Origin of the sequence: Paracoccus sulfuroxidans, from assembly GCF_007830335.1 — a bacterium.
GTDB classification, from domain to species: Bacteria; Pseudomonadota; Alphaproteobacteria; order Rhodobacterales; family Rhodobacteraceae; genus Paracoccus; species Paracoccus sulfuroxidans.
Genome location: NZ_VLKU01000009.1, coordinates 73,876 through 100,732, shown reverse-complemented (window position 1 = coordinate 100,732; position 26,857 = coordinate 73,876). Strand labels below are relative to the sequence as shown.

Annotated in this window: 28 protein-coding genes and 1 riboswitch; of the genes, 18 read left to right on the top strand and 10 right to left on the bottom strand. The window is 65.2% G+C overall.

What is annotated here, in order from left to right; translation table 11 throughout:
- Positions 1-118 precede the first annotated feature (118 nt).
- Positions 119-1,078 (bottom strand): YVTN family beta-propeller repeat protein, encoded by a 960-nt coding sequence (locus tag IQ24_RS14750; RefSeq protein ID WP_145399048.1) that lies wholly within the window; start codon positions 1,076-1,078, stop codon positions 119-121.
- Entirely contained in the window at positions 1,075-2,247 is a 1,173-nt protein-coding gene (locus IQ24_RS14745; RefSeq protein ID WP_242008213.1) for an ABC transporter substrate-binding protein, read from the bottom strand. The genes IQ24_RS14750 and IQ24_RS14745 overlap by 4 nt, the downstream gene beginning before the upstream one ends.
- Positions 2,248-2,415: 168 nt before the next feature.
- Between IQ24_RS14745 and IQ24_RS14740 the strand changes: the two genes are divergently transcribed.
- The 5 genes from IQ24_RS14740 (at position 2,416) to IQ24_RS14720 (ending at position 9,127) form a co-directional block, all read left to right on the top strand.
- Complete coding sequence (locus tag IQ24_RS14740) at positions 2,416-2,958, top strand: tetratricopeptide repeat protein (RefSeq protein WP_145399047.1); 543 nt, start codon at positions 2,416-2,418, stop codon at positions 2,956-2,958.
- Positions 2,959-3,111: 153 nt separating this feature from the next.
- On the top strand, positions 3,112-4,869 hold the full coding sequence (locus tag IQ24_RS14735) for a PQQ-dependent methanol/ethanol family dehydrogenase (RefSeq protein WP_145399046.1): 1,758 nt from the start codon (positions 3,112-3,114) through the stop codon (positions 4,867-4,869).
- A gap of 139 nt (positions 4,870-5,008) precedes the next feature.
- Positions 5,009-5,689 (top strand): response regulator, encoded by a 681-nt coding sequence (locus IQ24_RS14730; protein WP_242008212.1) that lies wholly within the window; start codon positions 5,009-5,011, stop codon positions 5,687-5,689.
- A 37-nt stretch (positions 5,690-5,726) separates the two neighbouring features.
- Positions 5,727-6,899: an FIST N-terminal domain-containing protein gene (locus IQ24_RS14725; protein WP_145399044.1), complete on the top strand. Its 1,173-nt coding sequence runs from the start codon at positions 5,727-5,729 to the stop codon at positions 6,897-6,899.
- Positions 6,896-9,127, top strand: coding sequence for a PAS-domain containing protein (locus IQ24_RS14720; RefSeq protein WP_145399043.1), 2,232 nt, complete (start codon positions 6,896-6,898; stop codon positions 9,125-9,127). The genes IQ24_RS14725 and IQ24_RS14720 overlap by 4 nt, the downstream gene beginning before the upstream one ends.
- Here IQ24_RS14720 and IQ24_RS14715 read toward each other — a convergent pair.
- The gene (locus IQ24_RS14715; protein ID WP_145399042.1) at positions 9,124-9,966 is read right to left on the bottom strand and encodes an EamA family transporter; all 843 of its coding nucleotides are present in this window, start codon (positions 9,964-9,966) and stop codon (positions 9,124-9,126) included. The two genes, IQ24_RS14720 and IQ24_RS14715, sit on opposite strands and share 4 nt — an antisense overlap.
- Before the next feature lie 92 nt (positions 9,967-10,058).
- On the bottom strand, positions 10,059-11,192 hold the full coding sequence (locus IQ24_RS14710) for an OmpA family protein (protein WP_145399041.1): 1,134 nt from the start codon (positions 11,190-11,192) through the stop codon (positions 10,059-10,061).
- A gap of 173 nt (positions 11,193-11,365) precedes the next feature.
- Here IQ24_RS14710 and IQ24_RS14705 point away from each other — a divergent pair, with 173 nt between their 5' ends.
- From IQ24_RS14705 to IQ24_RS14650, 12 genes are all read left to right on the top strand, one after another.
- A complete protein-coding gene (locus IQ24_RS14705; protein ID WP_199756588.1) occupies positions 11,366-11,635 on the top strand; it encodes a GIY-YIG nuclease family protein in 270 nt (89 codons plus the stop codon).
- 58 nt (positions 11,636-11,693) lie between these two features.
- Positions 11,694-12,089 carry a (R)-mandelonitrile lyase gene (locus tag IQ24_RS14700; RefSeq protein ID WP_145399039.1) on the top strand — a complete coding sequence of 132 codons (396 nt, stop codon included), beginning with the start codon at positions 11,694-11,696 and terminating at the stop codon, positions 12,087-12,089.
- 269 nt (positions 12,090-12,358) lie between these two features.
- Positions 12,359-12,817 carry a (2Fe-2S)-binding protein gene (locus IQ24_RS14695; RefSeq protein WP_145399038.1) on the top strand — a complete coding sequence of 153 codons (459 nt, stop codon included), beginning with the start codon at positions 12,359-12,361 and terminating at the stop codon, positions 12,815-12,817.
- 3 nt (positions 12,818-12,820) lie between these two features.
- Positions 12,821-14,968 (top strand): xanthine dehydrogenase family protein molybdopterin-binding subunit, encoded by a 2,148-nt coding sequence (locus IQ24_RS14690; RefSeq protein ID WP_145399037.1) that lies wholly within the window; start codon positions 12,821-12,823, stop codon positions 14,966-14,968.
- Entirely contained in the window at positions 14,965-15,561 is a 597-nt protein-coding gene (locus IQ24_RS14685; RefSeq protein WP_199756587.1) for an Isoquinoline 1-oxidoreductase subunit, read from the top strand. The genes IQ24_RS14690 and IQ24_RS14685 overlap by 4 nt, the downstream gene beginning before the upstream one ends.
- 4 nt (positions 15,562-15,565) lie before the next feature.
- Positions 15,566-16,465 carry an XdhC family protein gene (locus IQ24_RS14680; RefSeq protein ID WP_145399036.1) on the top strand — a complete coding sequence of 300 codons (900 nt, stop codon included), beginning with the start codon at positions 15,566-15,568 and terminating at the stop codon, positions 16,463-16,465.
- Positions 16,462-17,022: a nucleotidyltransferase family protein gene (locus tag IQ24_RS14675; RefSeq protein ID WP_145399035.1), complete on the top strand. Its 561-nt coding sequence runs from the start codon at positions 16,462-16,464 to the stop codon at positions 17,020-17,022. The genes IQ24_RS14680 and IQ24_RS14675 overlap by 4 nt, the downstream gene beginning before the upstream one ends.
- A 124-nt stretch (positions 17,023-17,146) precedes the next feature.
- A complete protein-coding gene (locus tag IQ24_RS14670) occupies positions 17,147-18,196 on the top strand; it encodes an LLM class flavin-dependent oxidoreductase (protein ID WP_145399034.1) in 1,050 nt (349 codons plus the stop codon).
- A 193-nt stretch (positions 18,197-18,389) separates the two neighbouring features.
- Positions 18,390-19,127, top strand: a complete 738-nt coding sequence (locus tag IQ24_RS14665) for an HlyD family secretion protein (RefSeq protein ID WP_145399033.1) — start codon at positions 18,390-18,392, stop codon at positions 19,125-19,127.
- A gap of 193 nt (positions 19,128-19,320) precedes the next feature.
- On the top strand, positions 19,321-19,611 hold the full coding sequence (locus tag IQ24_RS14660) for a hypothetical protein (protein WP_145399032.1): 291 nt from the start codon (positions 19,321-19,323) through the stop codon (positions 19,609-19,611).
- Between the two features lie 67 nt (positions 19,612-19,678).
- Positions 19,679-21,160: a multicopper oxidase family protein gene (locus tag IQ24_RS14655; protein WP_145399031.1), complete on the top strand. Its 1,482-nt coding sequence runs from the start codon at positions 19,679-19,681 to the stop codon at positions 21,158-21,160.
- A 144-nt stretch (positions 21,161-21,304) separates the two neighbouring features.
- Complete coding sequence (locus IQ24_RS14650; protein WP_145399030.1) at positions 21,305-21,769, top strand: DUF411 domain-containing protein; 465 nt, start codon at positions 21,305-21,307, stop codon at positions 21,767-21,769.
- A 32-nt stretch (positions 21,770-21,801) separates the two neighbouring features.
- Here IQ24_RS14650 and IQ24_RS14645 read toward each other — a convergent pair whose 3' ends face one another.
- The 5 genes from IQ24_RS14645 to IQ24_RS14625 all read right to left on the bottom strand — a co-directional run bounded on the left by IQ24_RS14645 (position 21,802) and on the right by IQ24_RS14625 (position 25,533).
- Positions 21,802-22,080: a hypothetical protein gene (locus IQ24_RS14645; protein ID WP_145399029.1), complete on the bottom strand. Its 279-nt coding sequence runs from the start codon at positions 22,078-22,080 to the stop codon at positions 21,802-21,804.
- A gap of 131 nt (positions 22,081-22,211) precedes the next feature.
- Complete coding sequence (locus tag IQ24_RS14640; RefSeq protein ID WP_145399028.1) at positions 22,212-22,862, bottom strand: hypothetical protein; 651 nt, start codon at positions 22,860-22,862, stop codon at positions 22,212-22,214.
- Between the two features lie 29 nt (positions 22,863-22,891).
- Complete coding sequence (locus IQ24_RS14635; protein WP_145399027.1) at positions 22,892-23,410, bottom strand: hypothetical protein; 519 nt, start codon at positions 23,408-23,410, stop codon at positions 22,892-22,894.
- Positions 23,411-23,522: 112 nt separating this feature from the next.
- On the bottom strand, positions 23,523-24,749 hold the full coding sequence (locus tag IQ24_RS14630; RefSeq protein ID WP_145399026.1) for a hypothetical protein: 1,227 nt from the start codon (positions 24,747-24,749) through the stop codon (positions 23,523-23,525).
- A gap of 142 nt (positions 24,750-24,891) precedes the next feature.
- Entirely contained in the window at positions 24,892-25,533 is a 642-nt protein-coding gene (locus IQ24_RS14625) for a TenA family protein (RefSeq protein ID WP_145399025.1), read from the bottom strand.
- A 79-nt stretch (positions 25,534-25,612) separates the two neighbouring features.
- Positions 25,613-25,728, bottom strand: a riboswitch (TPP riboswitch).
- 151 nt (positions 25,729-25,879) lie between these two features.
- On the opposite strand from IQ24_RS14625, the gene IQ24_RS14620 reads away from it, so the two are divergent.
- Positions 25,880-26,437 (top strand): NADPH-dependent FMN reductase, encoded by a 558-nt coding sequence (locus IQ24_RS14620; protein WP_145399024.1) that lies wholly within the window; start codon positions 25,880-25,882, stop codon positions 26,435-26,437.
- Positions 26,438-26,488: 51 nt separating this feature from the next.
- On the opposite strand, the gene IQ24_RS14615 is transcribed toward IQ24_RS14620, so the two are convergent.
- A complete protein-coding gene (locus tag IQ24_RS14615; RefSeq protein ID WP_199756586.1) occupies positions 26,489-26,845 on the bottom strand; it encodes a hypothetical protein in 357 nt (118 codons plus the stop codon).
- Positions 26,846-26,857: the final 12 nt, after the last annotated feature.

The following is a 26,857-nucleotide window of genomic DNA, read 5'->3' as shown; positions in this document are numbered from 1 at the left end:
ATCCTCCCATGTCATCTGTATGCTGATCCAAGCTTTACGGGCGCGCGGTTTTCAGGGGTATTGTCCATTGGTCGAAGCGGGACAATTTCCCCTGATGCGCCCGGGCGCGCGCCGCCCCTCAGTTCGTCGGGCGGGCGGCCGCGCCCCAGGGATAGCGGCCAACCTTTACTGTTTTCAGCGGCTTGCGGGTCGCAATATCGACGACCGTGACATCGCCTGAAACGCCGTTCGTGGTGAAAAGCTTGGTCTCATCGGGCGAGATGGCCATGTGCCAGACGCGGCGGCCGACCAGAATATACTCCTCGACCTCGCGGGTGGCGACATCGACCACGGCGATGTGGTTCGCCGGTCCAAGTGCCACGAAGACCTTGCTGGCATCGGGCGAGAATTTCATGCCCACGGGCTGCAGTTTCTCGGGCCGAATATTGGGCATCTCGAAGCCGATCTTGCCCAGTTCCTGCTGCGTCTCGACATCAAAGACCGAGACCGTGCCGCCCACCTCGGCGCTGACCCACAGCTGCTTGCCGTCGGGTGAGAATTCGGCGTGGCGGGGGCGGGAATCGACCATGGTATTGGCGATGATCTTATGCGTTTCGGTGTCGATCCAATGGGCCATATTGGTCGTTTCCGAGGTGGTGACCTGGATCTTGCCATCGGGCGAGACGGCCATGCCCTCGGGCTCGATGCCGACGTCGATCTGGGCCACGACCTTGCGGGTCTGGGTGTCGACGACGGTGGTGATCGCGTCATCCTCGTTCGCGATGTAAAGGAAGCGGTCGTCGGGCGAGACGACGAATTGCTCGGGGTCCTCGCCCGAGGGCAGTTCATGCAGGATCTTGCCCGTGTTCGGGTCCATCACCTGCACCGTGTCGGAATCCGAGGCGCAGATATAGAGCACGGAAAAATCGCGCGAGAAGGTGACGCCGCGCGGGCGCTGGCCTGTTTCATAGGTGTGCAAGACCTCGAAGCTGTCGGCATCGATCACGCTGACGGTGTTGTCGAGCTCATTCGTGACCCAGATTTCATCGGCCATCGCGGGGCTGGCCAGTACGGTCGTCAGAAGCAGGGCGCGGATCATGTCTTGTCTCCAAATGCAGTGCAGGTGCTTTCGCGCAGGTCCGTGCCCAATGTGTCGAGTTCCGACCGCTCGTGCAGGAAGCCTTCAAGCGGGGCCAGCATCACCACGGCGCGCGGGGTGACCAGCGGCACGGGCTGGCGCATCTGGCCGTCCCAGTCGCGGAATGACAGCGGCGTGCCCAGAAAGCCCGCCAGCCGGAATTTGTCCGACAGCAGGTTCGCGCGCATGCTGGGGGCGTCCTCGCCGCCGAAACGCGCGACCTCTTCGCCGATGGCGTTGACGGCGGCCCATGCGGCGAAATCCTCAGCCTGCATCTGGCGGCTGGTGTCGGCGATGAAGCGGCTTTGCAGCTGGGCCGCGCCGAAATGCTCGACCACCGGCGACCAGCCTTTCGGCACAATCCCCTCCGAGCCCGCCAGCAGGCTGGGCGACCAGGTGTTATAGGCGATGTAGCGGCCGAAATCGCCGCGCTCATCGGCGACCAGCAGCAGGTCATGCGCGGGCAGGTCCTGCGTGAAAAGCGGCACCTCTTCCGAGGCGACGCGGCGCATGTCGGCATCGAAGGCCCAGGCCTTTTCGCCCTCCAGAGTCAGGCCGAATTTCGTCAGCGAGGCCTTCATCGCCTCGGCGAAGGCCTTGTCCTCGGGGTTGGGGCCGGACACCAGCGCCAGCCGGGTCCATTTCTTGGCCAGCACATATTGGCCAAGCGCATCGGCGCGCATGGCAAGGCTCGGGACCGAGTGCAGCACATTCGCCCGGCAATCGGCGCCGCGCAGGCTGTCATCGGGGGCAAAGGCGTTCAGGATCAGCAGGTCCTTGGCCTCGGGCAGGTCCGCCAGCGCCAGCAGATCGGGGGCAGGGGCCTTGACCACCAGCACCTTCGCGCCATCGGCAATCACCGCTTTCGCGGCAGAGAGGAAATCATCCTCGGGCGCGACGCGGGTTTCGTTCAGCACATAGTCATGGCCCATGAACTTGCCGGTCGTGGCGATGTCCTTGACGCCCAGACGCGCCCCGGCAAGGCCCAGATCCTCGGGGGTTTCCTCAAGGTTCGACAGCACCGGAGGGGGCACGGTCTGACGCTCCAGCCAGTCGATGCGCAGGGTGTCGGCCCATGCGGGCACGGCCAGCGCAGCAAGACCGGTGGCGACAAGCATCATTCTGGTCATGCGGCGTCTCCCTCCCTTCAGGTTCCCCATCCCTCAGGTCCCTGTCTGCTGTGATCCCTGAAACTGTGATGGCGAAGCGTGCCCCTGCAATTCGACCAACGTCTAAGCCCAATGGTTGAGCGGGATCTGCTAGAATCGGCTGACCGCAACCCTTGCCGAGGTTCCCCCATGCGCCTGACCCTGCTGATTGCCCTTGTCGCCGCGACAGCCGCGCCCGCCATGGCCGAGGACCTTGACGAACTGGGTCAGACCAACCCCGAGGAGCTGTCGATCAACCGCGTCCTTGACGACATTGCCCGGGGCGAGACCTCGATGACGAATTGCGCCACCGGCTATCTGGTGACCAAATCCGGACGCCACGCCGAGGCGCGCGACATCTTCACCCAATGCGCCGATGACGGCTGGACCCATGCGATGACCTGGATGAGCCAGCTGGATGAAAACGGGCTGGGGGCCGAGCAGAACTCGGAAGCCGCCGCCGAATGGGACCGCCGAGCGGCCGAGGCGGGCGATCCGGTCGGCAAACTGAACTATGGGCTGGACCTCTTGCGCGGTCGCGGTGTGGCGCCTGACCCCGACGCCGGTCGGCGCTATGTCGATGAGGCCGCGCGGGATGGGCTTGCCCCCGCCAAGGTGTTGCAGGATGCAGGCTATGACCCCCGCGCGATCACGCCCGACGCCGATGAGTGGCGCTATCAGTCGCTGTTCTGAGGGTGCGCGGGTAAGTGCCCGGATTGACCCGGGGAAAATGCCCTGCTTCGACCAATGGACAATATCCCGACCCGTCAGGCTTTCCATACTAGGAGCGACGCCCGACTGCGAAGATGGACAGATCGCGGCAGGACCCCGAAGGAGGAGACAGTCATGAACCGCTTCGTCTTGGCCACTGTAATGGCCCTGACCTGCATCGGAACGGCGCAGGCCGCCGTGACCGAGGAGGATCTGCTGAACGATCAGCAGACCACGAATGACGTGCTGACCAACGGCATGGGCCGTGACTTGCAGCGCTTCAGCCCGCTGACCACGCTGAACAAGGACAACGTCAAGAACCTGGTTCCGGCCTGGGCCTTCTCGCTGGGCGGGGAAAAGCAGCGCGGTCAGGAAAGCCAGCCGCTGGTCCATGACGGCGTGATGTATGTCACCGGGTCCTATTCGCGCATCTATGCGATCGACCTGAAGACCGGCAAGGAAATCTGGCAGTATGACGCCCGCCTGCCGGAAGGCATCCTGCCCTGCTGCGACGTCATCAACCGGGGCGGCGCGATCTATGGCGACAACATCTATTTCGGCACGCTGGACGCGCGCATCGTTGCGCTGGACCTGAAGACCGGCGACGTGAAATGGAACAAGAAGATCGCCGACTACAAGGAAGGCTACTCGATCACGGCTGCCCCGCTGGTCGTGAACGGCCTTGTCATCACCGGCAACTCGGGTGGTGAATTCGGCATCGTCGGCGAGGTTCGCGCGCTGGACGCCGAGACCGGCGAGACCGTCTGGACCCGTCCCGTCATCGAAGGCCACATGGGCACGATGAACGGCGAAGAAACCACCATGACCGGCGAGCTGAACGCAACCTGGCCGGGCGACATGTGGAAAACCGGCGGTGGCGCGACCTGGCTGGGCGGCGCTTATGACGCCGACACCAAGACGCTGGTCTTCGGCGCGGGCAACCCCTCGCCCTGGAACTCGCACCTGCGCAACGCCGGCACGCCGGTCGAGGGCAACAAGGGTGACAACCTCTACGCCGCCTCGCGCCTTGGCATCGACCCCGCAAACGGCGAGATCAAGTGGCACTTCCAGACCACGCCGCGCGAAGGCTGGGACTTCGACGGTGTGAACGAGGTCGTGGGCTTCGTCGACAAGGACGGCAACAAGCGCTACGCGACCGCCGACCGCAACGGCTTCTTCTATGTCCTCAACCGTGACGACGGAAAATTCATCGCAGCCTATCCCTTCGTGAAGAACATCACCTGGGCCAGCGGCATCGATGAAAACGGCCGCCCGATCTATAACGAGGACAACCGTCCCGGCGCGCCGGACACCTCCGCCGAAGGCGGCAAGGGCCAGCAGGTCTTTGCGGTTCCGTCCTTCCTGGGCGGCAAGAACTGGATGCCGATGGCGCATAGCCAGAAGACCGGCCTCTTCTACGTCCCCTCGAACGAATGGGGCATGGACATCTGGAACGAGCCGATCAGCTACAAGAAGGGCGCGGCCTATCTGGGCGCGGGCTTCACCATCAAGCCGATCTTCGAAGACCACATCGGCAGCCTGAAGGCCATCGACCCGAACACCGGCGAAGTGAAGTGGGAATACAAGAACGACGCCCCGCTGTGGGGTGGCGTGATGACCACCGCCGGCGGTCTGGTCTTCACCGGCAACCCCGAGGGTGAGTTCATCGCCTTCGACGACGAAACCGGCGAAAAGCTCTGGTCCTTCCAGACCGGCTCGGGCGTCGTCGGCCAGCCGATCACCTGGGAACAGGATGGCGAGCAGTTCGTCTCGGTCATCTCGGGCTGGGGTGGTGCGGTCCCGCTGTGGGGCGGCGAGGTTGCCAAGAAGGTGAACTACCTGAACCAGGGTGGCACCGTCTGGACGTTCAAGCTGCCCGCAGCCGCGAACTGATCCTGAAACTGACCTCGGCCGGGGGCGACCTCCGGCCGAGTTGCCTTGGCGGGCATCTCGACGCAAAATTTCAACTGAACGCCAGATTCGACAACTCCAAGCCAGAGGCAAAGCCCAGATGCAGGATGAAGACAGCGCCATGAACCGGCCCAGATCCGGCTTTCGGACGGCCCTGATCATCGAGGATCATCCGCTGTTCGGCGACGCGCTGGCGATGACCCTGCAAACCGTGGCCGGAGTTCAGGTCGTCGAACATGCCGAAAAGCTGGATGCGGCCATCAAGATGATCGAGCAGGGCGACCGCCCCGACATCATCCTGCTGGACCTGAACCTGCCGGATGTCGACGGGCTGGAAGGGCTGATGGCGCTGCGACAGACCGCGCCCGATGTGCCGGTCGTCGTCGTGACCTCGGCGGCCGAGCCGCGGATCATCCGCTCGGCGCTGGTGGCGGGGGCGGCGGGCTTCCTGCCCAAGCATTCCAAGCGCGACCTTTTCCGCCAGGCCTTCGAGACCATCGCCATGGGCGAGATTTTCGTGCCCGAGGCGAACCTTGCCACCCTGACCGAGCGCGGCCAGCCCTCGCCGCAGGATGATGCGATCCGCCGCATGTCGCAGCTCACGCGGCAGCAGGCGAAGATCCTGGAACAGGTCTGCGAAGGCAAGATGAACAAGCAGATCGCCCATGACATGGACATCGCCGAGACCACGGTGAAGGCGCATGTCACCGCGATCATGCGCAAGCTGGGTGTGACCTCGCGCACACAGGCGGTGCTGATGGCCCGCGAAGCGCAGACGACTGGCCCCTTGTCGGGCCATTAGCGAGCTTCTAACGTCCTCTCGGTAAGCGAGCGAGGACATGACCCCAGATCGCCTTGAAATTGCTGAAGGTGCCGGCGCGGATATGACCCCGCGCAGCGCCTCGGTCGCCGCCGATCACCCGGATCCGGCTGCGGGTCTGGCGCGTGGTCTGGGGCCCGGTCCCTTTGCGCTGGTGATCCTGTTCGTCTCGATCGAGGCGCAGCTGGACCCGCTCTTGAAAACCAGCGCGGCCAGCTTTCCCGGTGCCCAGATCATCGGCTGCACCACCGCCGGAGAAATCACCGAAACCGGCTATCAGACCGGCCAGATCGTCGCCATGGGCTTTCCCGCCGCCGGTTTCGCGGTCGAACTCTTGATGATCGAGCATCTGGACCGGCTGGAGACGCGCGACCTTGTCTCGCAGCTTTTGGCCGCGCGGCAGGCGCTGGGTCGCCGCGCCGAGGCCTTCCCGCATGAGCTGGCGATCATGCTGGTCGACGGGATCTCGGGCCGGGAAGAGGCGCTGATCGCGGCGCTGGCTGCGGGGCTGGGGCAGGTGCCGATGATCGGCGGCTCGGCCGGGGATGCGGGGTTCTTCCGCGACGCGCGGGTGCTGGCCAATGGCCGTAGGCTGGACAGCGGCGCGGTGCTGTGCCTCATGCGCTCCAAGGGGGCGTTCCGGCATTTCTCACTGGATGCGACGCGGCCCTCCTCGGCGCGGATGATCGTGACCGGCGCCGACCCGATCAACCGCGTCGTGACCCGCATCAATGATGAACCTGCGGCGCTGGAATATGCGCGGCTTCTGAACATCCCGCCCGAGGCGCTGTCGCCCTTCATCTTCGCGACGCAGCCGGTGATGGTGCGCGCGGGCGGGCGCTACCACGTCCGCGCCATTCGCCGCGCCACGGCGGATCACGGGCTGGCCTTCTATGGCGCGATTGCCGAGGGCATGGTCCTGACCATCGCTGAGCCCGAGGATATGACCGAGCATCTGACCCGCACGCTGGCCGGCATGTTCGGCACCCGCAAGCCCGAGATGATTCTGGGCTTCGACTGCATCTTCCGCCGCATCGACGCCGAGGGACGCCAGAAACTGGGCGAGGTTTCGCGCGTGCTTTCGGCCAATCGGGTCATCGGCTTTTCCACCTATGGCGAACAGTTCGGCGGCCTGCATGTCAACCAGACGCTGACCGGCGTCGCCTTCTTCAGCGCGGATGATCCGGCATGAGCGCGCCTTCCCTGCCAGAGGAACTGGCGCAGATCTTTCGCCCCGACGACAGCCTTGAGCGGCAGAACGAAAAGCTTTTGCGGATCGCCAGCTCGCTGATCCGGCATTCCGAGGCGGCGGCCGAGCCGGACGCGGCGGGCTATGCGCAGTTCCACCACGCCGCCATGCTGGAAGATCAGGTGCGCACGCGGACCCGCGATCTTGAGCGGGCGCTGGACCTTCTGAACATCTCGAACGCGCAGCTTGCGGCGGCCAATCGCGAAACCGGGACGGCCCGGCAGAACCTTGCGGCGGCGGTCGAGACGATTCAGGAAGGCTTCGCGCTGTTCGACGCGAACGACGTCCTGATCATGTGCAATTCGCGCTTCAACGCGCTGCTGCCCGACATCGTCGATAGACTGGTGCCGGGGCTCAGCTTCACGGATTACCTGCAACTGGTGGCGGGCTCGCAGCATCTGAAGATGCTCGACGGCATGAGCCGCGCCGAATGGATCGGCATGCGCCAGCGCCGCCATGACGAACATCACTTCATCCTGACCCAGCCCATGGGCCCGGATCGCTGGGTGCAGGTCTCCGAACATCGGACCCGCGACGGCGGTACCGCTATCCTGCAGACCGAGGTCACCGACCTGATCCGGAAGGAGCGGCAGGAACGCGGGCGCCTGCTGGACGATCAGGCGCAGATCCTGCATTCTACGCTCGAGCATCTGAAGCTGGGCGTCTGCATCTTCGATGCGCGCCTTTACCTTCTGGGCTGGAATGAGCGTCTGGCCGAATTCCTGACGCTGCCCCGCACGCGGCTGCGGCAGGGCATGCAGTTCGACCAGCTTTTCGACCTGCTGACCGCGCAATTCGACTTTCCGCATGGCCATTCGCATCACCGGCTGGCCTCCTGGGTGCGTTCGGTCCGGCGCAAGGACAGCTTCCGGACCGAGCTTCAACGCAAGGGCAGCCGCCAGATCTATGACATCATCGCGCAGGAAACCCCGGGCGGTGGCTTTGTCATGTCCGTCGACGATGTCACGGCCGAGCGTCACGCGCTGCTGGAGCTTTCGCGCGCCAATGAAACGCTGGAGGCCCGCGTGGCCGAGCGCACGCTGAAGCTGGAGGATGCACTCTCGCAGGCCGAGCGGGCCAATTCCTCGCGCGCGCGCTTTGTCGCGGCGGCCAGCCACGATCTGTTGCAGCCGCTGTCGGCGGCGACGTTGTACCTGGCCTCGCTTCAGGATGAGGCGATGGGAGAGCGGGCGCAGAAGACCATCGACAAGGTCCAACGCTCACTCGATTCGGTCGAGACGCTGCTGGGCGCGCTTCTGGACATCTCGCGTCTGGAATCCGGCAATGCCGCCGTCAGCATCGAGCCGATTGCCCTTGGCCCACTGTTTGACCAGCTGCGCGAGGAGTTCACCCCGCTGGCCGAGCTGAAGGGGCTGCGCCTGATCATCCGCCCGGCGACCGGCATCGTCATGTCGGACCAGATCTATCTGCGCCGCATCCTGCAGAACCTGATCTCCAACGCGATCCGCTATACCGCCAGCGGGCGGGTCTTCGTTGGGGTGCGCCGTCGCGGCCCCGACTGGCTGGTCGAGGTCCGGGATTCCGGCCCCGGCATTGCCGAGGCAGAGCAAAGCCAGATCTTCCGCGAATTCCATCGCGGCGGCGCGCGCAGCTCCGCCAGCGAGGGGCTGGGTCTGGGGCTGGCGATTGTCGAACGCGCCTCGCTGCTGCTGGGCCATCAGATCACGCTGCACTCGGCGCTTGGGAAAGGCTCGACCTTCGCCGTCGGCCTGAAGGCTGGCAGGGCCGAGCGTCCGGCGGTCGTCCCCACCACTGCCGCGCAGCTTGGTCGCGGCGAGGATGAGATGTCGCGCACGGTTCTTCTTGTCGAAAACGACGCCGATCTGGCCCATGCCATGGTCGAACTGCTGGAGAAATGGGGGCTGACGGTTCTGGACGTCCCCAGCGGAGAGGCGGCGCTGGACCTGATCGCCGAAACCGGGCTGGAGCCCGATCTGTGCCTTGTCGACTATCAGCTGGGCGAGGGCATGGACGGCATCGCCTGCCTTGGCGCGCTGCGTGCCCGCTTTGGCCGCGATCTGCCCGCGCGGCTGGTCACCGCCGACCGCTCGGAAGAGGTGCAGGAGCGCGCGGCCGAGGCCGAAATCCAGATCCTGATGAAGCCCGTGGCGCCGCGCACTCTGGCCGCCTTCATCGCGACAAGCGGTTAGCGCGCGACCCGCTGGCTGGCCACGATGCTGAGGACGACAATGACCGCGCCCGCGATCTGCAATCCGCTCAGCGCCTGACCAAGAATCGCCCAGCCCAGCAGGATCGCGACAAAGGGGCTGAGGAAGGACAGCGTCGACACGGCCGAGGGCTCAAGCCGTGCGACGCCGCGAAACCACAGCACATAGGTCAGCGCGGTCAGCAGGATCAGATAGGCAAAGCCGCCCAGATTGGCGGGCGTCAGATGCGGCAGCGGCGGCTCGAAGATCAGCGCGATCGGCAGCAGAAGCAGCCCGCCTGCTGTCAACTGCCAAGAGGTCAGCACCAGCGGAGAGATTGCCGGGCTCCATTTCCGCGTCAGCACCGTCCCGAAGGCCATGGACAGCGCCCCGCCAAGGGCGGCCAGAATCCCCAGCACATCCAGCCGCGCGTGGCTTTGCAGAACCAGCAGCCCCACGCCGATTAGCCCGGCCAGCGCCGCCAGAATCGCGCCTGTGCGGACGGGGCGCTTCAGAATCATCGCGGCGACGAAAATCACGATCAGCGGTTGGACCGCGCCCATCGTGGCGGCGATCCCTCCGGGCAGCCGATAGGCCGAGACGAACAGCAGCGTCTGGAAAATCGTGAAATTCAGCGCCCCCAGAATGAACGAGCGCATGACCCAGATGCCCGAAGGCACCGCCCGCAACAGCGCCAGCAGGATCAGCCCCGCCGGCAGCGTCCGGATCATCGCGACGGTGATCGGATGGCCGGGCGGCAGCAGCTCGGTCGTGATGATATAGGTGCTGCCCCAGATCGCCGGAGCGATGGCGGTCAGCAGAATATCCGAGAGGCGCGCCATGGGTCTTCCCGTTTTGCCAAGGCCGATCATATCGCCATGGGCGCGGGCGGCATCAGAAATCGTCAGCCGCCCGTGCCCTCGGTTGGCGGCGTTTATCTGTTCGGCACAAAGATCTCGACCCGCCGGTTCAGCTGCCGTCCGGCGGGGTTGTCGGTGCCGTCGATCTCATTCGCGGCGACGGGCTGGCTTTCGCCGAAACCTTGGGCCGCCATGTCGCTGGTCACCTCACGCTCGCTCAGCGCAGAGGCGACGGTCCGGGCGCGGCGCTCGGACAGGTCCTGATTATAGTCGTCGCTGCCCTTGCTGTCGGTATGGCCGCGAATCTCCAGCCGCGCGGGGCTGACCTTGGTGAAGGCTTCGGCCAAGGCGTCGACGGTCGCGGTGGCATCCGCGCGCAGGTCGGATTGGTCGAAATCGAACAGGATGCTGTCGTCCAGCGTGATGACATAGCCGCAGGGTGCGGGCGGAATGCGGAACTTCGTCAGCAGCGGAAACTTTCCGGCAGGCGGGACGGGGGGAAGCGGCTCCATATCCACTTCCTGCCCGTCGACCGTGCCGCGCCCATTGCCGTCGTTGATGATGCTCCGGCTGCCGTTCCAGCTGCCCGAGCCGTCGCCTTCGTTGATGATCTGGCCCAGCGGGCCGTTCCAGGTGCCGCTGCCATCCGCCTCGATCGTGATCTGGCCGCGCGCATCCGAGTTCCAGGTGCCGCCGCCCTGACCATCCAGCGTGATCTGCTGATCGGGGCTGTTATAGGTGCCCGAGCCATCGGCCTCGACGGTGATCTGCTCTTCGACATCGCCTTCGCGGTTGATGACGCCCGAGCCGTCATCCTCGACGATGAAACGCGCGGTCCCGAGGTTCACGACGCCGGTGCCATCGGCGTCGATCAGATATTGCCCCTTGTCGCCCAGATTGGCGGTGATGCCCGCGTCGTCCTGCAGCACCATGCCAAGGCTGGGCAGCAGCGCACCTGCGGCGTCGCAGCGCGCCGGGGCGACACGGAGGCCCTCGATCCCGGCCAGCTGGTCGCCAAGCGCATCCTCGAAGTTTTGCTGCGCAGGCTCGATCCCCATGAAGTCGGGGACGACGATGGCGGGAATGGGCGGGATCGCGGGCGCGTCCTCGGCCCGCGCAAGGCCGGTCCCGAGTGCCAGCAGGGCCATTGCGGTCGTGGCAAGCCGCGCCTTGCGGCGGCGATAGGAAACAGGGGGGCGTCCGGTCATGCGAAAGGCCTTTGCAATCTTCAAGGTACAGGGCTGGCCGCACCAAACCCGAGGCGCGGGGGGATGGAAAGCGGAATTTCGATGGCTGTGCGGGAGGTTGCTCAACCCCGCCTTGCTGCAGGGTTCCCGCGCGCGCTAGAGAGGCAGGGCCACTCGCCAGCCTCGGGACGATGATGACCGCATATGTTTACGTTCTGGGCTGCCCGACGCCCACGCGCTATCTGACCTATGTCGGCTGGACGCTGGATCTGGATCGCCGTCTGGCCGAGCACAATGGCAGCTCCATCGGCGCGCGCTCGACCCGCGGGCGCGTCTGGGTGATGCTTTACGCCGAGCAATGGCCCAGCCGGAATGAGGCGATGAGCCGCGAATGGCATCTGAAGCGCGACCGTCAGTTGCGGCGGCGGCTGGCGCTGACGGCGCAGGGCCAGCCGGGGGCGTGAACTTTGCGGCCCCTGGGGGCGTTGCGATAGGCCAGAGGCCGCATCACGGAGACTGAGGATGGAGATTTTTCGCGCCGGACATACCCCCTCGCGCCCGGGGCCTGCCGACTGGTTCACGGGTCGTGTGCGCATCGATGCGCTTTTCAACCCCGCCACGCCCGAGCGTGTGCAGGGCGCGCTGGTCACCTTCGAGCCGGGCGCGCGCACCGCATGGCACACCCATCCGCTGGGCCAGACGCTGATCGTGACCGCAGGCGTCGGGCGGGTGCAGAAGCTGGGTGGCCCGGTCGAAGAGATCCGCCCCGGCGATGTCATCTGGTTTGCGCCCGGAGAAAAGCACTGGCATGGCGCGGCCCCCGAAACCGCCATGTCTCATATCGCCCTGCAGGAGGTTCAGGACGGCAAGGTGGTCGACTGGATGGAGCATGTCAGCGAGGCCGATTACCTCGGCTGAGCGTGGCGGCTGCGATGGGTTCTCCGCACCGATACCCGTCCTGAGCGGCCACATCCACCCGGGCAAAAAATCGGCAGGCATGTCAAAGCGATATGCGCAAAATCTTGCAACGGGCCCGGCGGTGGCGATTTTCCTGCCCTTCCGCACGTTGCCAAGCCAAATGTTTTGGCGCAGATTTGGGGTCACTTCGTGGCTGACCGAATGGTTCGACTGACGCCGCCGGTCCTTCGGGCACCATGGATACCGTCCCCCAGCTTACGAGGCCAGGTATGACAAAATTTCAGGTAAACGGTCGCGATTACGACCTTGATATCGATCCCGACACACCACTGCTTTGGGTCCTGCGCGACGAATTGCGCCTGACCGGCACCAAGTTCGGTTGCGGCGTCGCGCAATGCGGCGCCTGCACCGTGATGCTGGACGGCGTTCCCCGACGCTCTTGCGTGACCCCGATCAGCGCGGTCGAGGGCAGCGAGGTCACCACCATCGAAGGCATGGAAGGCCCCGAGATCACCGCCGTTCAGGCCGCATGGAATGAGATCGACGTGCCGCAATGCGGCTGGTGCCAGTCCGGGCAGATCATGTCGGCGACCGCGCTGTTGCAGCAGGTGCCAAGCCCGACCGACGATGACATCAACAACGCGATGGCTGGGAATATCTGCCGCTGCGCTACTTATGTCCGCATCCGGCAGGCGATCCACGCCGCCGCCAAGACGCTGGAGGGTTAGGCCATGAATGTCTCTACCACCCGCCGGGGCTTTCTGGCCGGAGGCGCGGGGCTGATGATCGCCCTGTCCCTACCGATGGGCCGCGCTCGCGCCCAAGGTGCGGCGGCGACCGCGCCTTTCGCCCCCAATGCCTTCATTCGCATCGGCACGGACGACCTCGTCACCGTGATGATCAAGCATATCGAGATGGGTCAGGGCCCCTATACCGGCCTCTCGACACTGGTCGCCGAGGAGTTGGACGCCGACTGGTCCCAGATGCGGGCCGAGGGCGCGCCTGCAGATGCCAAGCTTTACGCCAACCTCGCCTTCGGGGCGCAGGGCACGGGCGGCTCGACCGCGATGGCGAACAGCTACATGCAGATGAGGAAGGCCGGGGCCGCCGCCCGCGCGATGCTGGTTGCCGCTGCTGCGGCGGAATGGGGCGTTCCGGCCGAGGAAATCACCGTGAAGGCCGGGGTCGTGGCGCATGAAGCCTCGGGCAAAACCTCGGGCTTCGGCGCGCTGACCGAGGCTGCGGCCAAGCAAGCCGTGCCGGAAGACCCGCCGCTGAAAACCGCGAAAGATTTCGTGCTGATCGGGAAGGATCTGCCGCGTCTGGATACCAAGTCGAAGACCGACGGCACCGCGATCTTCACGATGGATGTCTATCGCGACGGCATGCTGACCGTGCTGGTCGCTCATCCCCCGAAATTCGGGGCGAAGGTCAAAAGCGTTGACGACAAGGCCGCGCTGGCCGTCAAGGGCGTCGAGATGGTGCGCCCGATCTCCTCGGGTGTCGCGGTCTATGCGACGAACACCTATGCCGCCATGAAGGGCCGCGAGGCGCTGGTCGTCGAATGGGACGATGCGGGTGCCGAGACGCGGGGGACCGATGAAATCTATGCCTCGCTGGCCCAGATGGTGGCCGAAGGCGGCAAGACGGTCGAGGAACAGGGTGATATTGCGGCGGTGACGAACCCGGCACAGGTGATCGAGGCTGAATTCCGCTTCCCTTATCTCGCCCACGCCCCACTGGAACCGCTGGATGCGGTGATCGAGACCAAGGGCGGCAAAGCCGAGATGTGGTATGGCTGCCAGTTCCCGACCTTCGACCATATGGCGGTCGCGACCACACTTGGCATCCCCATTGAGGATGTCTCGATCAATGTGTTGATGGCGGGCGGGTCTTTCGGGCGGCGCGCTCAGGGGTCCTCGCATCTGGCGATCGAGGCTGCCGAGATTGCCAAGGCCGCTGGCCGCGACGGCGCCTTCAAGCTGGTCTGGACGCGCGAGGACGACCTGAAAGGCGGCTATTACCGCCCGATCACCGTCCATAAACTGCGCGCGGGGATCAGCGATGACGGCAAAATCCTGTCATGGGAAAACGTCGTCGCGAACCAGTCGATCCTGACCGGCACGCCCATGGCCGCGATGCTGAAGGGCGCGCCCGACAGCACCTCATTCGAGGGCTCCAGCGGCTTGCCCTATCAGTTCGGCGCGCGGCGGATTGGCTGGGGGCAGATGGAAAGCCCGGTCTCGGTCCTGTGGTGGCGCTCGGTCGGGCATACGCATACGGCTTATGCTGTCGAGGCGTTTCTGGACGAAGTGCTTGAAGCGATGGGCAAGGATTCCATCGCCGGACGGCTGGAACTGCTACCGCCCGAGGCCACGCGCGAACGCGGCGTGATCGAAAAGGTCGCCGAAATCTCGGGCTGGACGGGTCGTACCCGCGACGGCAAGGGCTATGGCATGGCCTATACCAAAAGCTTCGACACTTATGTCGCCGAGGTGGTCGAGGTCGAGGATCGGGGCGGCAAGCCCCATGTCACCAAGGTCTGGTGCGCCGTCGATTGCGGCGTGGCCGTGAACCCCGACGTGATCCGCGCGCAGATGGAGGGCGGCATCGGCTATGCCCTCAGCGCCGTCCTGCACAGCAAGATCACCATGGCACCGGGCGGCGAGGTCGAGCAGTCGAACTTCCACGACTACCCGATGCTGCGCATCTCCGAGATGCCAGAAGTCGAAGTCGCGATCATCCAAAGCGACGCCGACCCGACCGGCGTGGGTGAGCCGGGCGTGCCGCCGCTTGGGCCAGCGCTCGCGAACGCCTGGCGCGCGCTTAGCGGACAGAAGCAGCACCAACTGCCCTTCCTTGCCGGAGTGATCTCATGAAGCACCTGACGGTTATGTTGGTGGCGGGGCTGATCGCGGCCTCGCCGGTTCTGGCGCAGGACGGGCTGAACGGTCCCGACGCTTTCGCGAATATTACGGACCAGACCGAACGCTCGGCCGCGCTGTTTCAGGAAATGGGCAAGGTGCTGACCCACCCGCGCTGCCTGAACTGCCACACAGTCACGGGCGGCCCGACGCAGGGCGACGACATGCATGCGCATGAGCCGCCGGTGGTTCGGGGCGATGCCGATTTCGGCGCCCCGGGGATGAACTGCAACACCTGCCACGGCACGACGAATGTCGGCTTCTCGACCGAGAAGGGCAGCATTCCCGGCCATGACAGCTGGATGCTGGCCCCGGTCAGCATGGGCTGGCAGGGCGTGTCACTGGGCGAGATCTGCGCCCAGATCAAGGACCCTGCCCGGAACGGAGACCGCACGCTGGAGGATCTCTACGAACACCACGCCCATGACGGGCTGGTCGGTTGGGGCTGGGATCCGGGTGAGGGCCGCAAACCCGCGCCCGGCAGTCAGGAGATCTTCGGGCAGTTGACCCGCGCGTGGATCGACACCGGCGCGGCCTGTCCGGGCTGACCCGATGAACCAGCCAGCCCTCAGGCTCTCCCCGGCGGACGAAATCGCCCCCGCCACTTTGATCTGCGAAAGCGACGTCCCGCTGGGACCGGCGCTGGCGGCGGATCGGGTGGCGCTGGCGGTGATCACCGGGGTTGAGGGGCCGTCCTATCGCCCGGTCGGGGCGGTCATGGCGATAGATGCCATGGGCGCGACTTGGGGCAGCCTGTCCTCGGGCTGTATCGAGCGTGACGTGGTGCTGCATGCCCGCGAGGCGTTGACGGACGGGCATCCGCGCACGCTGCGCTATGGCGCGGGCTCGCCCTTCCGCGATCTGGCGCTGCCCTGCGGCGGCGGGCTCGACATCCTGATCCTGCCCCGGCCCGATCTGGAGGCGTTGCGGCAGGCCGCCACCGATCTCGCGGCCCGGCGCCCGGCCATGCCGACCCTTGGCCCGCTGACCCTTCACATCCAGCCGCAACCGCGCTTTCTGGTTCTGGGCAAAGGCCCCGAGGCGCATTGCTTCGCCTCCCTTGCTGCCGCCGCCGGTTTCCCGGTCGAGGCGCTGTCGCCCGACCCCGAGACGCTCTCGGGCCTTGCCCGCACCCGTCTTCTGCCCGGCCCCGATTGGCCGCAGGATCTGGCGATTGACGCCCGCACCGCTGTCACCCTGTTCTTCCACGACCATGATTGGGAGCCGCCCTTGCTGGCCGCCGCCCTGCAATCGCCCGCGATCTATGTCGGCGCGCAGGGCAGCCTTCGCGCGCATCACGCGCGCTGCGAGGCGCTGGCGGCAATGGGCCTGCCCCCCGACCGCATCGCGCGGCTGGCTTCACCCTTCGGGCTGATCCCCTCGGCCCGCGATCCGCGCACGTTGGCGGCTTCGGTGCTGGCGCAGGTGCTGGAACGGACGCAGCTTCGATGACGGTCGCCGCCCTTCTGCTGGCGGCGGGCCAGTCGCGCCGCTTCGGGGCGGAGGACAAGCTGCTGGCCGATCTCAATGGCGCGCCACTGGTGATCCATGCGGCGCGCGCGCTGTCGGGCGTGGATCTGCGGCTTGCTGTCGTCTCGGCCCAGCCGGTGGCGGACCTGCTGCGCGCCGAGGGTTTCGCGACACTGATGATCCCGCCCGGGCCCCAGTCGGCCAGCATCATGGCGGGCGTCGCCGAGCTGCAGCGCCTTGGCGCGACCCGCATCGTGATTGCTCTGGGTGACATGGCCCTGCTGCTGCCGGATGACATACGCGCGCTTCTGGCCCTGCCGCCCGACCGGCCCGGCAGCGCCTGGCTGGAGGATGCGCCCAGCCCTCCGGCGATCTTCCCGGCAAGCTGGTTTCCCCGGCTGATGGGCCTGACCGGGGATCGCGGTGCGGGTGCCCTGCTGCGGGATCTGGATGCCGCTTCACGCCTTGCGATCCCGGCACGGCGTCTTTGGGATGTCGATACGCCTCAGGCGTTGTCGGATCTGGCGAAGAACCACTAAGGCAAAAGCCGTTCGATAAAAGTGGACGCCATGTTCCTTTGGCGGCCCCTCCACCCCGTATCTGCCGAACGCCATATCTGGGACAACCACTATTCAGACCGCCTCTGGCGGCAGGAGAATTCCCATGAGAGCATTCGGATTCCTGAGCTTTGGCCACTATATGAACGCCCAAGGCTCGCAGACCCGCAACGCCAGCGAGATGATCAAGCAAGCAGCCGAGATCGGCGTCGGCGCGGATGAGCTTGGCGTCAACGGCGCCTATTTCCGCGTCCACCACTTTGCCCGTCAGCAGGCCTCGCCCATTCCGCTTCTGGCGACGATTGCCGCGAAGACCAAGCATATCGAGGTCGGCACCGGCGTCATCGACATGCGCTATGAAAACTCGCTGTATCTGGCCGAAGAGGCCGCCGCGCTGGATATTTTGGCTGACGGGCGCATCGCGCTTGGCATCAGCCGTGGCTCGCCCGAGACGGTGGTCCGGGGCTATGAGACCTTCGGTTACACCGGCTCGGAAGATCCGCGCGGCGCGGATATCGCGCGCGAGAAGTTCGACCTTTTCATGCGCGCCATCGACGGCGAACGGCTGGCCCGTGGCGACCGCCAGACGACCGGCGGGCAGATGATGCCCATCGAGCCCCGGTCCGAGACCCTGCGCGACCATATCTGGTGGGGCTCGGCCACGCGCGAGACGGCGGAATGGACGGGGAAGCAGGGGCTGAACCTGATGTCATCGACCCTTCTGACGGAAGAGGCGGGGATGCCCTTCGATGAGCTTCAGGCCGAACAGATCGTCCGCTTCCGCGAAGCCTATCGCGAGGCCGGACACAAGGGCGCGCCCCGCGTCTCGGTCAGTCGCAGCGTGTTCCCGATCATGAATACGCAGGACCTGACCTATTTCGGCGGCGCGGCGGATCGCCATGACGGGGTCGGCATGATCGACGGCTTCCGTTCGACCTTTGGGCGCACCTATGCGGCCGAGCCGGACCAGCTGATCGAGCAGTTGAAGAAGGACAAGGCCGTCATGCTGGCCGATACGCTGATGCTGACGATCCCGAACCAGCTGGGAGTGGATTACAACCTCCACATTCTGGAATCCTTCGCCAAGCACGTCGCGCCTGCGCTTGGCTGGAAGCCCAACTGGGAAGGCCCCGTGCAGGGCGACCCGATCAACTGAGACCTGACTCGCCCAACATTGCGGCCCCCGGACCTGACAGGTCCCGGGGGCCGTTCTTTGTCATTATGCATTAATTCAGTTCATATCGTGAATGATGAGTATTCATTTCAAACATGATGATGGCTGACCTATATGTCTTTCAACACGACGGGACATCTCGCGCCCGTCCGGACTAACTTTAGGAATTCGCGCCATGAACCAGCCAGTCGTTCAGTTCAAACCGAAAACAGAAACGCCCGCCGTTGCAGCAGAAACCCCGACCCGGACACCGCGCAAGCGCGACTGGCGGGCCGTGGCGCGCGCCTTGGTCATCGCGGCGGCAATCGGGCTGGCCGTCGCGATCCCGCTGGGCTGGGACAGCCTGAGCGGCGCCCAGATGCAGGCCGGTGCGACGCCGGTCAGCGCCGAGGTCGAGGGTCGCGTGACCCGGCTTCTGGTCGCGGATCTGCAGAAGGTGAAGAAGGGCGATCTGCTGTTGCAGATCGACGCGACCGAATATCAGGCACAGGTCCAGCAGGCCGAGGCGGCCGTGCTGGCGGCCGAGGCGCAGATCTACAGCATCGAAAGCCAGATCCTGCTGCAGCTTCGCGTGGTCGATCACGCGATGGCGGGTCTTGCCGCGCTGGAGGCCGAGCGCGCCGGTCTTTCCGGGGCCGAAATCGCCCGCGCTGACGCGCAGATCGCCGAAAAACAGGCCGAGATCGCCGCCGAGCGGGAACGGATCAACGTGCTGTCGCTGCAGGCGCAGCAGGCCAATGCGGAACTCAGCGGCAAGCGCGCGGGCCTTGACCTTGCGATGATCGAGCTGGAGCGCACCAATGTCACCGCCCCCCGCGACGGCGTCGTCGATGCCAGCGCCGTGCGCGAGGGGCAATTCGTCGGCGCCGGGGCTCCGGTCCTGTCGGTGACGCCGAGCGTTCGCGAGATCTGATCAAGGGCGGCTTTCCCGCCTTCACAGTCAGGTCAGCCGTCCCGTCCGGGGCGGCTGTACGCTTGTCTTGCCTGACGCGCTGCGGCAGATTGTCGGCATGCAGGCACCACGGGCGCGACATCTGGCATTCTCGATCATGACGCTTCTCGCGTTTGTCATGATGATTCTTGCGGCACAGTCTCATGGGTCGCAGATGGCCATGGCCATGGCCATGGCCGAGCCCGATCACGCGCCCGCGCAGATGCAAACGCATGGTGCTCACGCGCCGACCTCGCAGCAATGCACCGATCACGGCAGCTGTCACAGCAGCAAGGATCTGTGCGATTTTGTCTGCTCGGGCCTCAGCAATACGATCCTGACTGAAGCCGATGGGGCGGTCCTGTTCCAACCCGTCTCGACGCTGGCCCAGATGCCCGGGGGCGAGGCGCTGGATGGCATCAGCCTCGCCTTGGACCAGCGACCTCCGATCGCTCTTTTCGCCTGAATTCGCGCGGCTTTGCGGCCGCTCCAGTGTGAAAAGACGGGGAGAAACCCCCCGAACGGAGACGACAATGACACATTTTTCCCGCCGCGGCGTTCTGGCCGCCGGTGCTGCGCTGGCCTCGGTCGCGGCACTTCCCCGCATGGTGATGGCGAACGCGCCGCTCGCCTTGCGCACCGCCACCCGCGTGATCGAGGTTGACGGCAAGCCCGCCACGGTCTTCGGCGTCGAAGGCCCGGCCGGGCAGGGGCTGATCCTTGACCCCGGCCAGCGCTTTCAGGTCGAGCTGACGAATGGCATCGACCTGCCGACCCTGCTGCATTGGCATGGGCAGGTGCCGCCCTACGAACAGGACGGGGTGCCCGATCTGCCGCTGCCTACGCTCAAGCCGGGCGAGGCGCGGCGTTACGATTACGCGCCGCTTCCCGGCACCTATTGGATGCACGCGCATATTCCGCTGCAGGAAATGCGCGGCCTTGCCGCCCCTCTGATCGTGCGCAGCGCCGAGGATGCCACCGCCGACCGGCAAGAGGTGATGATGCTCCTGCAGGACTTCTCGTTCAAATCGCCCGAGGAGATTATGGCGGTGGTCGCGGAAGGCCACGGCGGCGGTCACGACATGGGCACGCATCAGATGCCCGCCGCCTCGACCGGCCAGGGGATGGGGATGGGTCATGCTGCGATGGGCCATGACATGGGCGGCATGGATCATTCCTCGATGCAGATGGACGGCATGCAGATGGACCTCAACGACTACGATTGGGACGCCTATCTCACGAATGACCGGACACTCGCCGATCCGCAGGTGGTGCGCATCGACAAGGGCGGTCGAGTGCGGCTGCGCATCATCAACGCAGCCTCGGCCACGACCTTCTGGATCGACACCGGCGGGGCCACAGCACGGCTGGTCGCCGTCGATGGTCACGCGGTCGTCCCGGTTGAGGGCAGCCGCTTTGGCCTTTCCATGGCGCAGCGGATGGATCTGGAACTGGACCTGAGCGGCGAAGGTGTCTGGCCGATCCTTGCGCTGCGCGAAGGGGCGCGGGAACGTACGGGCCTGATCCTGGCTACGGCGAATGCGCAGGTCGGGAAAGTCCCAGCGATGGGGGACGTGGACGCCCCCGCCTTCGACATCGACCTGTCGCAGGAGGCGCGCCTTCAGGCCGCCGAAAGCCTGCCGCAGCGTGAGGCGGACCGCACGCATATGGTGATGCTGGGCGGCTCGATGCAGCCCTATCGCTGGACCATCGACGGCAAGATCTGGGGCGAGCACAAGGCGCTGGCCGCAAAGAGCGGAGAGCGGGTCGAGATCATGTTCCACAACATGTCGATGATGGGCCATCCCATGCACCTTCATGGCCATGTCTTCCAGGTGGTCGGCATCAACGGCAAGCGGGTGAACGGCGCGCGGCGTGACACGGTCTATGTGCCGCCGAATGCGATGGTCACCATCGCCATGGATGCGGGCGAGGCGGCGCGCTGGATGCTGCATTGCCACCACATCCCGCATCTGGAAACCGGCATGATGACCGAATTCGCCGTCACCGCCTGATGCAACGCGACGCCCGGTGCCGGGGTTGCCCCGGCGCCGGGATCTATCGGTACCTGAAATGAAGCGGTCTTTTCATGGTACCGTCAGTACAAGAACGCGGAGAGAAATCTCCATGAAATCCATTCAATCTCAAGGAACTGGAAAATGATCCGAGAAACATTCTTAGCCCTGCTTCTGGCCATGACCTTGGCGGCCCCAGCCCAGTCCGAGCCCTCGAATGCGCTGCATGTCAGCAAGGACCCCTCCTGCGTCTGCTGCGCCGAATGGGTCAGCCTGATGGAAGAGGCGGAGTTCGAGGTCAGCGTGACGGATATGCCGAACAGCCAGCTTTCCCGGCTGAAGGCCGCAAGCGGCGTCACGCCCGAGCTTGCCTCGTGCCACACCGCGACCATCGACGGCTACGTGATCGAAGGCCATGTTCCGGCTGAAGACATTAAACGTCTTCTGGCCGAGCGCCCGACGGCCATCGGCCTGACTGCGCCGGGCATGCCCATCGGTTCACCGGGGATGGGGCCGGAGGCCACGCGCGAGGCCTATGACGTCCTGCTGATCGGCGAGGAAGGGCAGACCGAGGTCTTCAGCAGTTACGCGGCAGGTCCGGGCCGATAAGCCCTGCGACAGGGGCGCTGGATCGGCGTCGATCAAGGGAAGAAGGGAAAGCTGCCGCTTACGTCCTTCAGCGGGGTCAGCCCGGTCCAGCGTTTCGCCAGATAGTCTATGACAAAACTCAGGACGATCCCGGTGAGGAACCCCGCGATAATCGAGATCGCCAATGCGACATTGTTGCTCGAAGCCCAGCCAAGCGCCTCGAATCCGGCAAAATAATAGTACTGCGCGATGAAGATCGTCGTTCCGGCGACCAGAAGCTCGACCAGCAGGATCGCGATCCAGGCGAGCACGAGGAGAAGCTTGCGCAGCATGGGATCTCCTTGCGGCAAAGGGGCCGGGCAACGCGAACATGCCGCAACGCCCGACCGTGGCGATTGCTCCTTTCCGCGCCAAACCTTGCGCGGAAAGGATTGCGTTCAAGCCGCGCAGTCAGCGGGCGGGGTCAGGACCCGCAACCGATGTCGCGTTGCTCGGTCGTGAACCCGTCAGGGCCGACGGACACCGTGGCAGCCTTGCGGGTCCTGGTGCCGCCTTCATTCTCGCAGGAGTCAATCAGCACCTCGGACAGGGTCTGCTGCACCGTCGCCTGGCCCTTGTCGTCAAGCGTGGCCACGTCGACCGACATGTTGATCTCACCCATGTTCATGAACGCACCCTCCAGCAGAACCTCGGAGCGGCCGTCGCCATTGCCATCGGCGGCAGCGACCAGGCGCTGGTACTGACCCTCGGCGGGCAGGGTCCAGACGCCCGCAACGCCGTCATCCTTCAGCGCCAGCAACAGCGGGGCCGGGCCTTTCGGGAAGGGGTCGATGGCGACGGGGGCCTCTTTCTGGATCAGATAGATGTGCTCTTGCGTGCCGGGGGCCGAGAAGGCACCGGCGGCGTCGCCCAGAATGACGAAATCCTTGCCCATGGCGCGCGTGGCGTCACTGGCGGTGCTGTCGAGCGCGGTGGCGATGCGGGCGCGGTCGACCTCGGAATAGAACTGGCGGCCGGTGACGAAATCATCGTTGCCATAATCCAGCAGGGCGGTTTGCTGGGCCAAAGCGGGCATGGCGACAAGGCTGAGCGCGAGGATCGGAAGTATACGCACGATGTGTTTCCTGTTCATGATTTGGGTCTTCACTCGACTTTGACGCCAGCCAGATAGTCCCGCGCCCATTGCGCGTCGGAGGGCACGGCCAGACCGCGGAAGGCGACCTGCACAATGGCCATATCCGCCCCGGTGTCGATCATCCGCACGAAGACCGTCTCCAGCTTGCCGGTATCGGCCGCTTTCGAGCAGTCAAGGCGCAGGCCCTTCATCCCCTTCTGGTCGATGTCGAGCGGCGTTTCCTGACTGTTGCCGCCGCAGGCCCCGGCATAGCGGGTGGCGAATTCCTTCAGTGCGGTGTCCTCGGGGACGGCGCCCAGATCGGGCGCATTCGTCAGGGTGACAAGGCGCGTCCAGCTCTCCAGCGTCTCGCCGGTCGGGATCAGCTCCAGCAGAAGGGCGCGGCCCTCGGCCTGCTGGTTCGCGACGGTCAGCTCGTCCGCGGCGGGCAGCAGGATCTTCCGCTCGGGCACGGATTGGGCGGCGGCGGCTTGCGTCAGCAAGGCAAGAAGCGCGGCCATCGGCAGGGATGGGATGAGATTTCGCAATGTACAGCAACCTATTCAGAACCAAGCACACCGGAAAACGATCCGGGGGCGGCTGCGGTTCAACGGAAAGCCGGACGGGGAGGGCTCTGGGCAAACTCTCGCCGAGAAGCGTTTACCGGACGACCTTCCCGTCGAAGAATGAGCTGCCGATAAGGATCTCGTTCCCGACCTTGTAGATCAGCGAGGTCAGATCGGGGCTGCCGTCATTGAAGCTGCGGATGACGGTGCTGTTCTCGATCCGGTAGGAGCCATCGGCCTGATTTCCGCCGCTGATCGCATAGCCGCCACCGCTGTCGAAATTGCCCGAAACGCCCGTGCTGCTTTTGTAGGTCCAGTTCCCGTCCGCAAGGAATGTCAGCGTGCTGGAGGACCCGACCCCACCCGAAACGCCCGAGTTGGGGCTGAAGCCAGTGTAGCTGGTGTTGTCGACGGTGCCTTCGATCTTGCTGCCATCGGGGATGCTGTCGGCCAGATAGCAGGTGGTTTCGCCGCAGCTGAAGCCGTCCACCACATTGCCGTCGAAGTCGAGCTCATCGCTATCGCCATCGGCATAGTCCAGATGCAGCTTCCCACCGCTGACGCGGTAATTGCCCCATGACATGTCGCCCGATTTCAGCGCGGCGGCCGTGTCGAGGGGCTGAAGCCCGTCCGGCGGCGTGCCGTCATAGAAATGGCCGTCCTTCCAGAAAACGTAAAGGTTCACATAGGTTGAGCTTTGCATCATCATGTCGAGCCCAAGGCTCCAACGGATGCCGCTGCCCTGATAGATGCCCGCCAGATCACCGGGCTGCGCTGGCCCCAGCAGCGGCTTCGCGCCATCTGAAAGGAAGCGCGCGGAGGAGACCAGCGGCACCAGATCGCGCTCGAAGACCTTGAGGTCGGCCTGGATTTCCTCGGGCTCGTCGCCGTTCCCTTCGAAGGCGAAAACCTCGGTCCGGTTGCCGACGGACAGCGCCATCAGGATGCGCAGCTCTCCATCGACCAACTGCCCCAGCATCGCGCCTTTGTGCGGGCCCAGATCGAAGGCGTCGGCGGGAACGACCTCTTTCGGATCGCCGTCGTCCTCTTCCAGAAATAGGCGCGGATTGCGCTTGAGGTAGAAGACCGGATCTTCGGCCCGATCGAGCCCCGAGCCGACATACATATAGCAATATTCACATTCGTCGTCGGGCAGGCGGGACAGGATCACCAGCGTTCCATCATCGCGGGTGGCGCCGGTGACCCAGCCGTTTGGCAGGTCGAAGACGACATTGCCGTGCTGGCGCGCCTCGGCCAGCGTCAGGGTCGGCACGGCGGCGGAAAGGGCTGCGGCAAGCGGGAAGATGCGAAGGAGGCTCATGACCGGAGGCTCGTGAAACAGGGGCACGGGTAACAGGGGCAGTCTGTGTCAGGCGGATCGGATCTGTCCAGTCAGGAATTGTTGCAGGGTGGCGGTCGCGCGGTCGCCGAAAAAATCTCCAGCGACCGCATATGCTTACGATCTATTGATCATAAGCCACATTAAAAAATTCCAGCTCAAGCGCCACGGCGCGAGAGAAGAAATCGTGGCAGACGTCAGCGTGCGGGGGGCCGACGCGATCCAGTTCGGACCGCAGGAAGGCCACGAAATCGTTGAAATCGGGGTTGTCGTGCAGGGTCACCCATTCGGCATGGACGAAGCTTTCGGGAAGCGCCCGAGATGTGCCCGCCGCCCATTCGTAATAGAGCCATTCTGCCACGGTCAGCACCGACAGCGCCGCCGCGTAAGACCGCGTCGCTGCGGCCTCGCGCATGATCGCCTGGAAGCCCTTGGTCGGTTCCTTGTCGGGGGTGTTTTCGCGCTGGAACTCGCTGACGCCCAATGCCTCGAAGGCGCGCAGGAAATAGGTGTTCTCCTCACCCGCGACCATTCCGGCGAAGCGGCCAAAACGCAGCCGTGCCTCGAACGTGTCGGCCGAGGCCATGGCTGCGCCCTGAAGCGTCAGGAAACTGTCCAGAAAGCGGTGATCCTGAATCAGATAGGCCGCCATCACCTCATCGGCGATGGTCCCGGCGAAAAGTTGGGTGACGAAACGGTGGTCGACCGCGTCACTCCATGCCGTGGCATTGGCCTCTTTCAGGGTCTCGGTAAAGCGTTCGGTCATCTGCTGCCCTTTCTTGGCTGGCAGCGAGACCACGAGTTCTTTGTCGTCATGTGGCCTCGCAATGAGGCCGGCAAGAGGCAGGCGTCTTCGGTCCCATCCCTTCGCCGGCATTATCCGGATCAGGTTCGAAGGGTCACCGCGCTGCTTTCGCCAGCGGTCTCTCAGCCCCTTGTCGAGGCTCCCCTTGGTGGGGCCTGCATAGCGCAGCGCGGGGGCGCTGTCACCTGCTGGCAGGGTATCGTCGCCGGGGCATGGACAAGGGCAGGGCAATGCCGCAGGTTTTCAGGACAGGCCGGATCTGCGGCCACAATCTGCCCGGCATCGGGCGTTACAGGGAACATGCGCAATGACGAAAATCGTGGGAATCTCGGGCAGTCTGCGGAAGGCGTCGTTCAACACCGGCCTTTTGCGCGCGGCCTCGCAGGTGATGCCCGAGGGCGCGACCCTTGAGGTGCATACGATCGCGGGCATCCCGCTTTACAACGCCGATGAAGAGGCCGAGACCGGCATTCCGCCCGCCGTCACCGCGCTGAAAGAGGCGATGATCGCCGCCGATGGCGTGCTGCTGGTCACACCCGAATACAACAACAGCATCCCCGGCCCCTTCAAGAACGCCATCGACTGGACCTCGCGCCCCAGCGAGGACATCGCCAAGGTCTTTGGCGGTCGGCCTTTCGCGATCATGGGGGCCTCGCCCGGCGGCTTCGGCACGATTCTGGCGCAGAACGCTTGGCTGCCGACGCTGCGCACTTTGGGTACCGATGCGTGGTTCGGAGGGCGGTTGATGGCCTCTCGTGCGGGGAAGGCCTTCTCGCCCGAGGGTGAGCTGCAGGATGACGCCGTGCGCGATCAGCTGCGCCGCTTCATGGACGGGTTCGTGCAATTCATCCGCAGCCGAGGCTAAGGCACTGCTGCAATGGGGTCGCGCGCGCCCGGCAAGGCGCGCGCAATTCGGTCAGGCGCGTTTGCGCGTTGCGCCAAGGGCCGCGCCAAGTGCGCCGATCCCGGCCCCGATCAGGGCGCAGTTGATCAGGATGGACAGGATGTCGTTCTGGTTGGCGGCTGCGATGTTCGACGCGGCGGTCTGCGCATCGGCACCGGTCGCCCGTGCGTCCATCATGGCGACCATGCCCGGCTCATTGCATTTGGGCAAAAGCGCATCCAGCGCCTCTTGGCTGCCTGCGTTGTCGGCCTGCACGATCCGCTCGCAACGGGCCTGATCGTCGGCCGAGACGCCCGTCGCGCCAAACTGGCGATAGGCGCCGAAACCGATCAGCGCGACGGCCAGCGCCAGATAGAGAAGCTTGTTCATGATGTCCCTCAC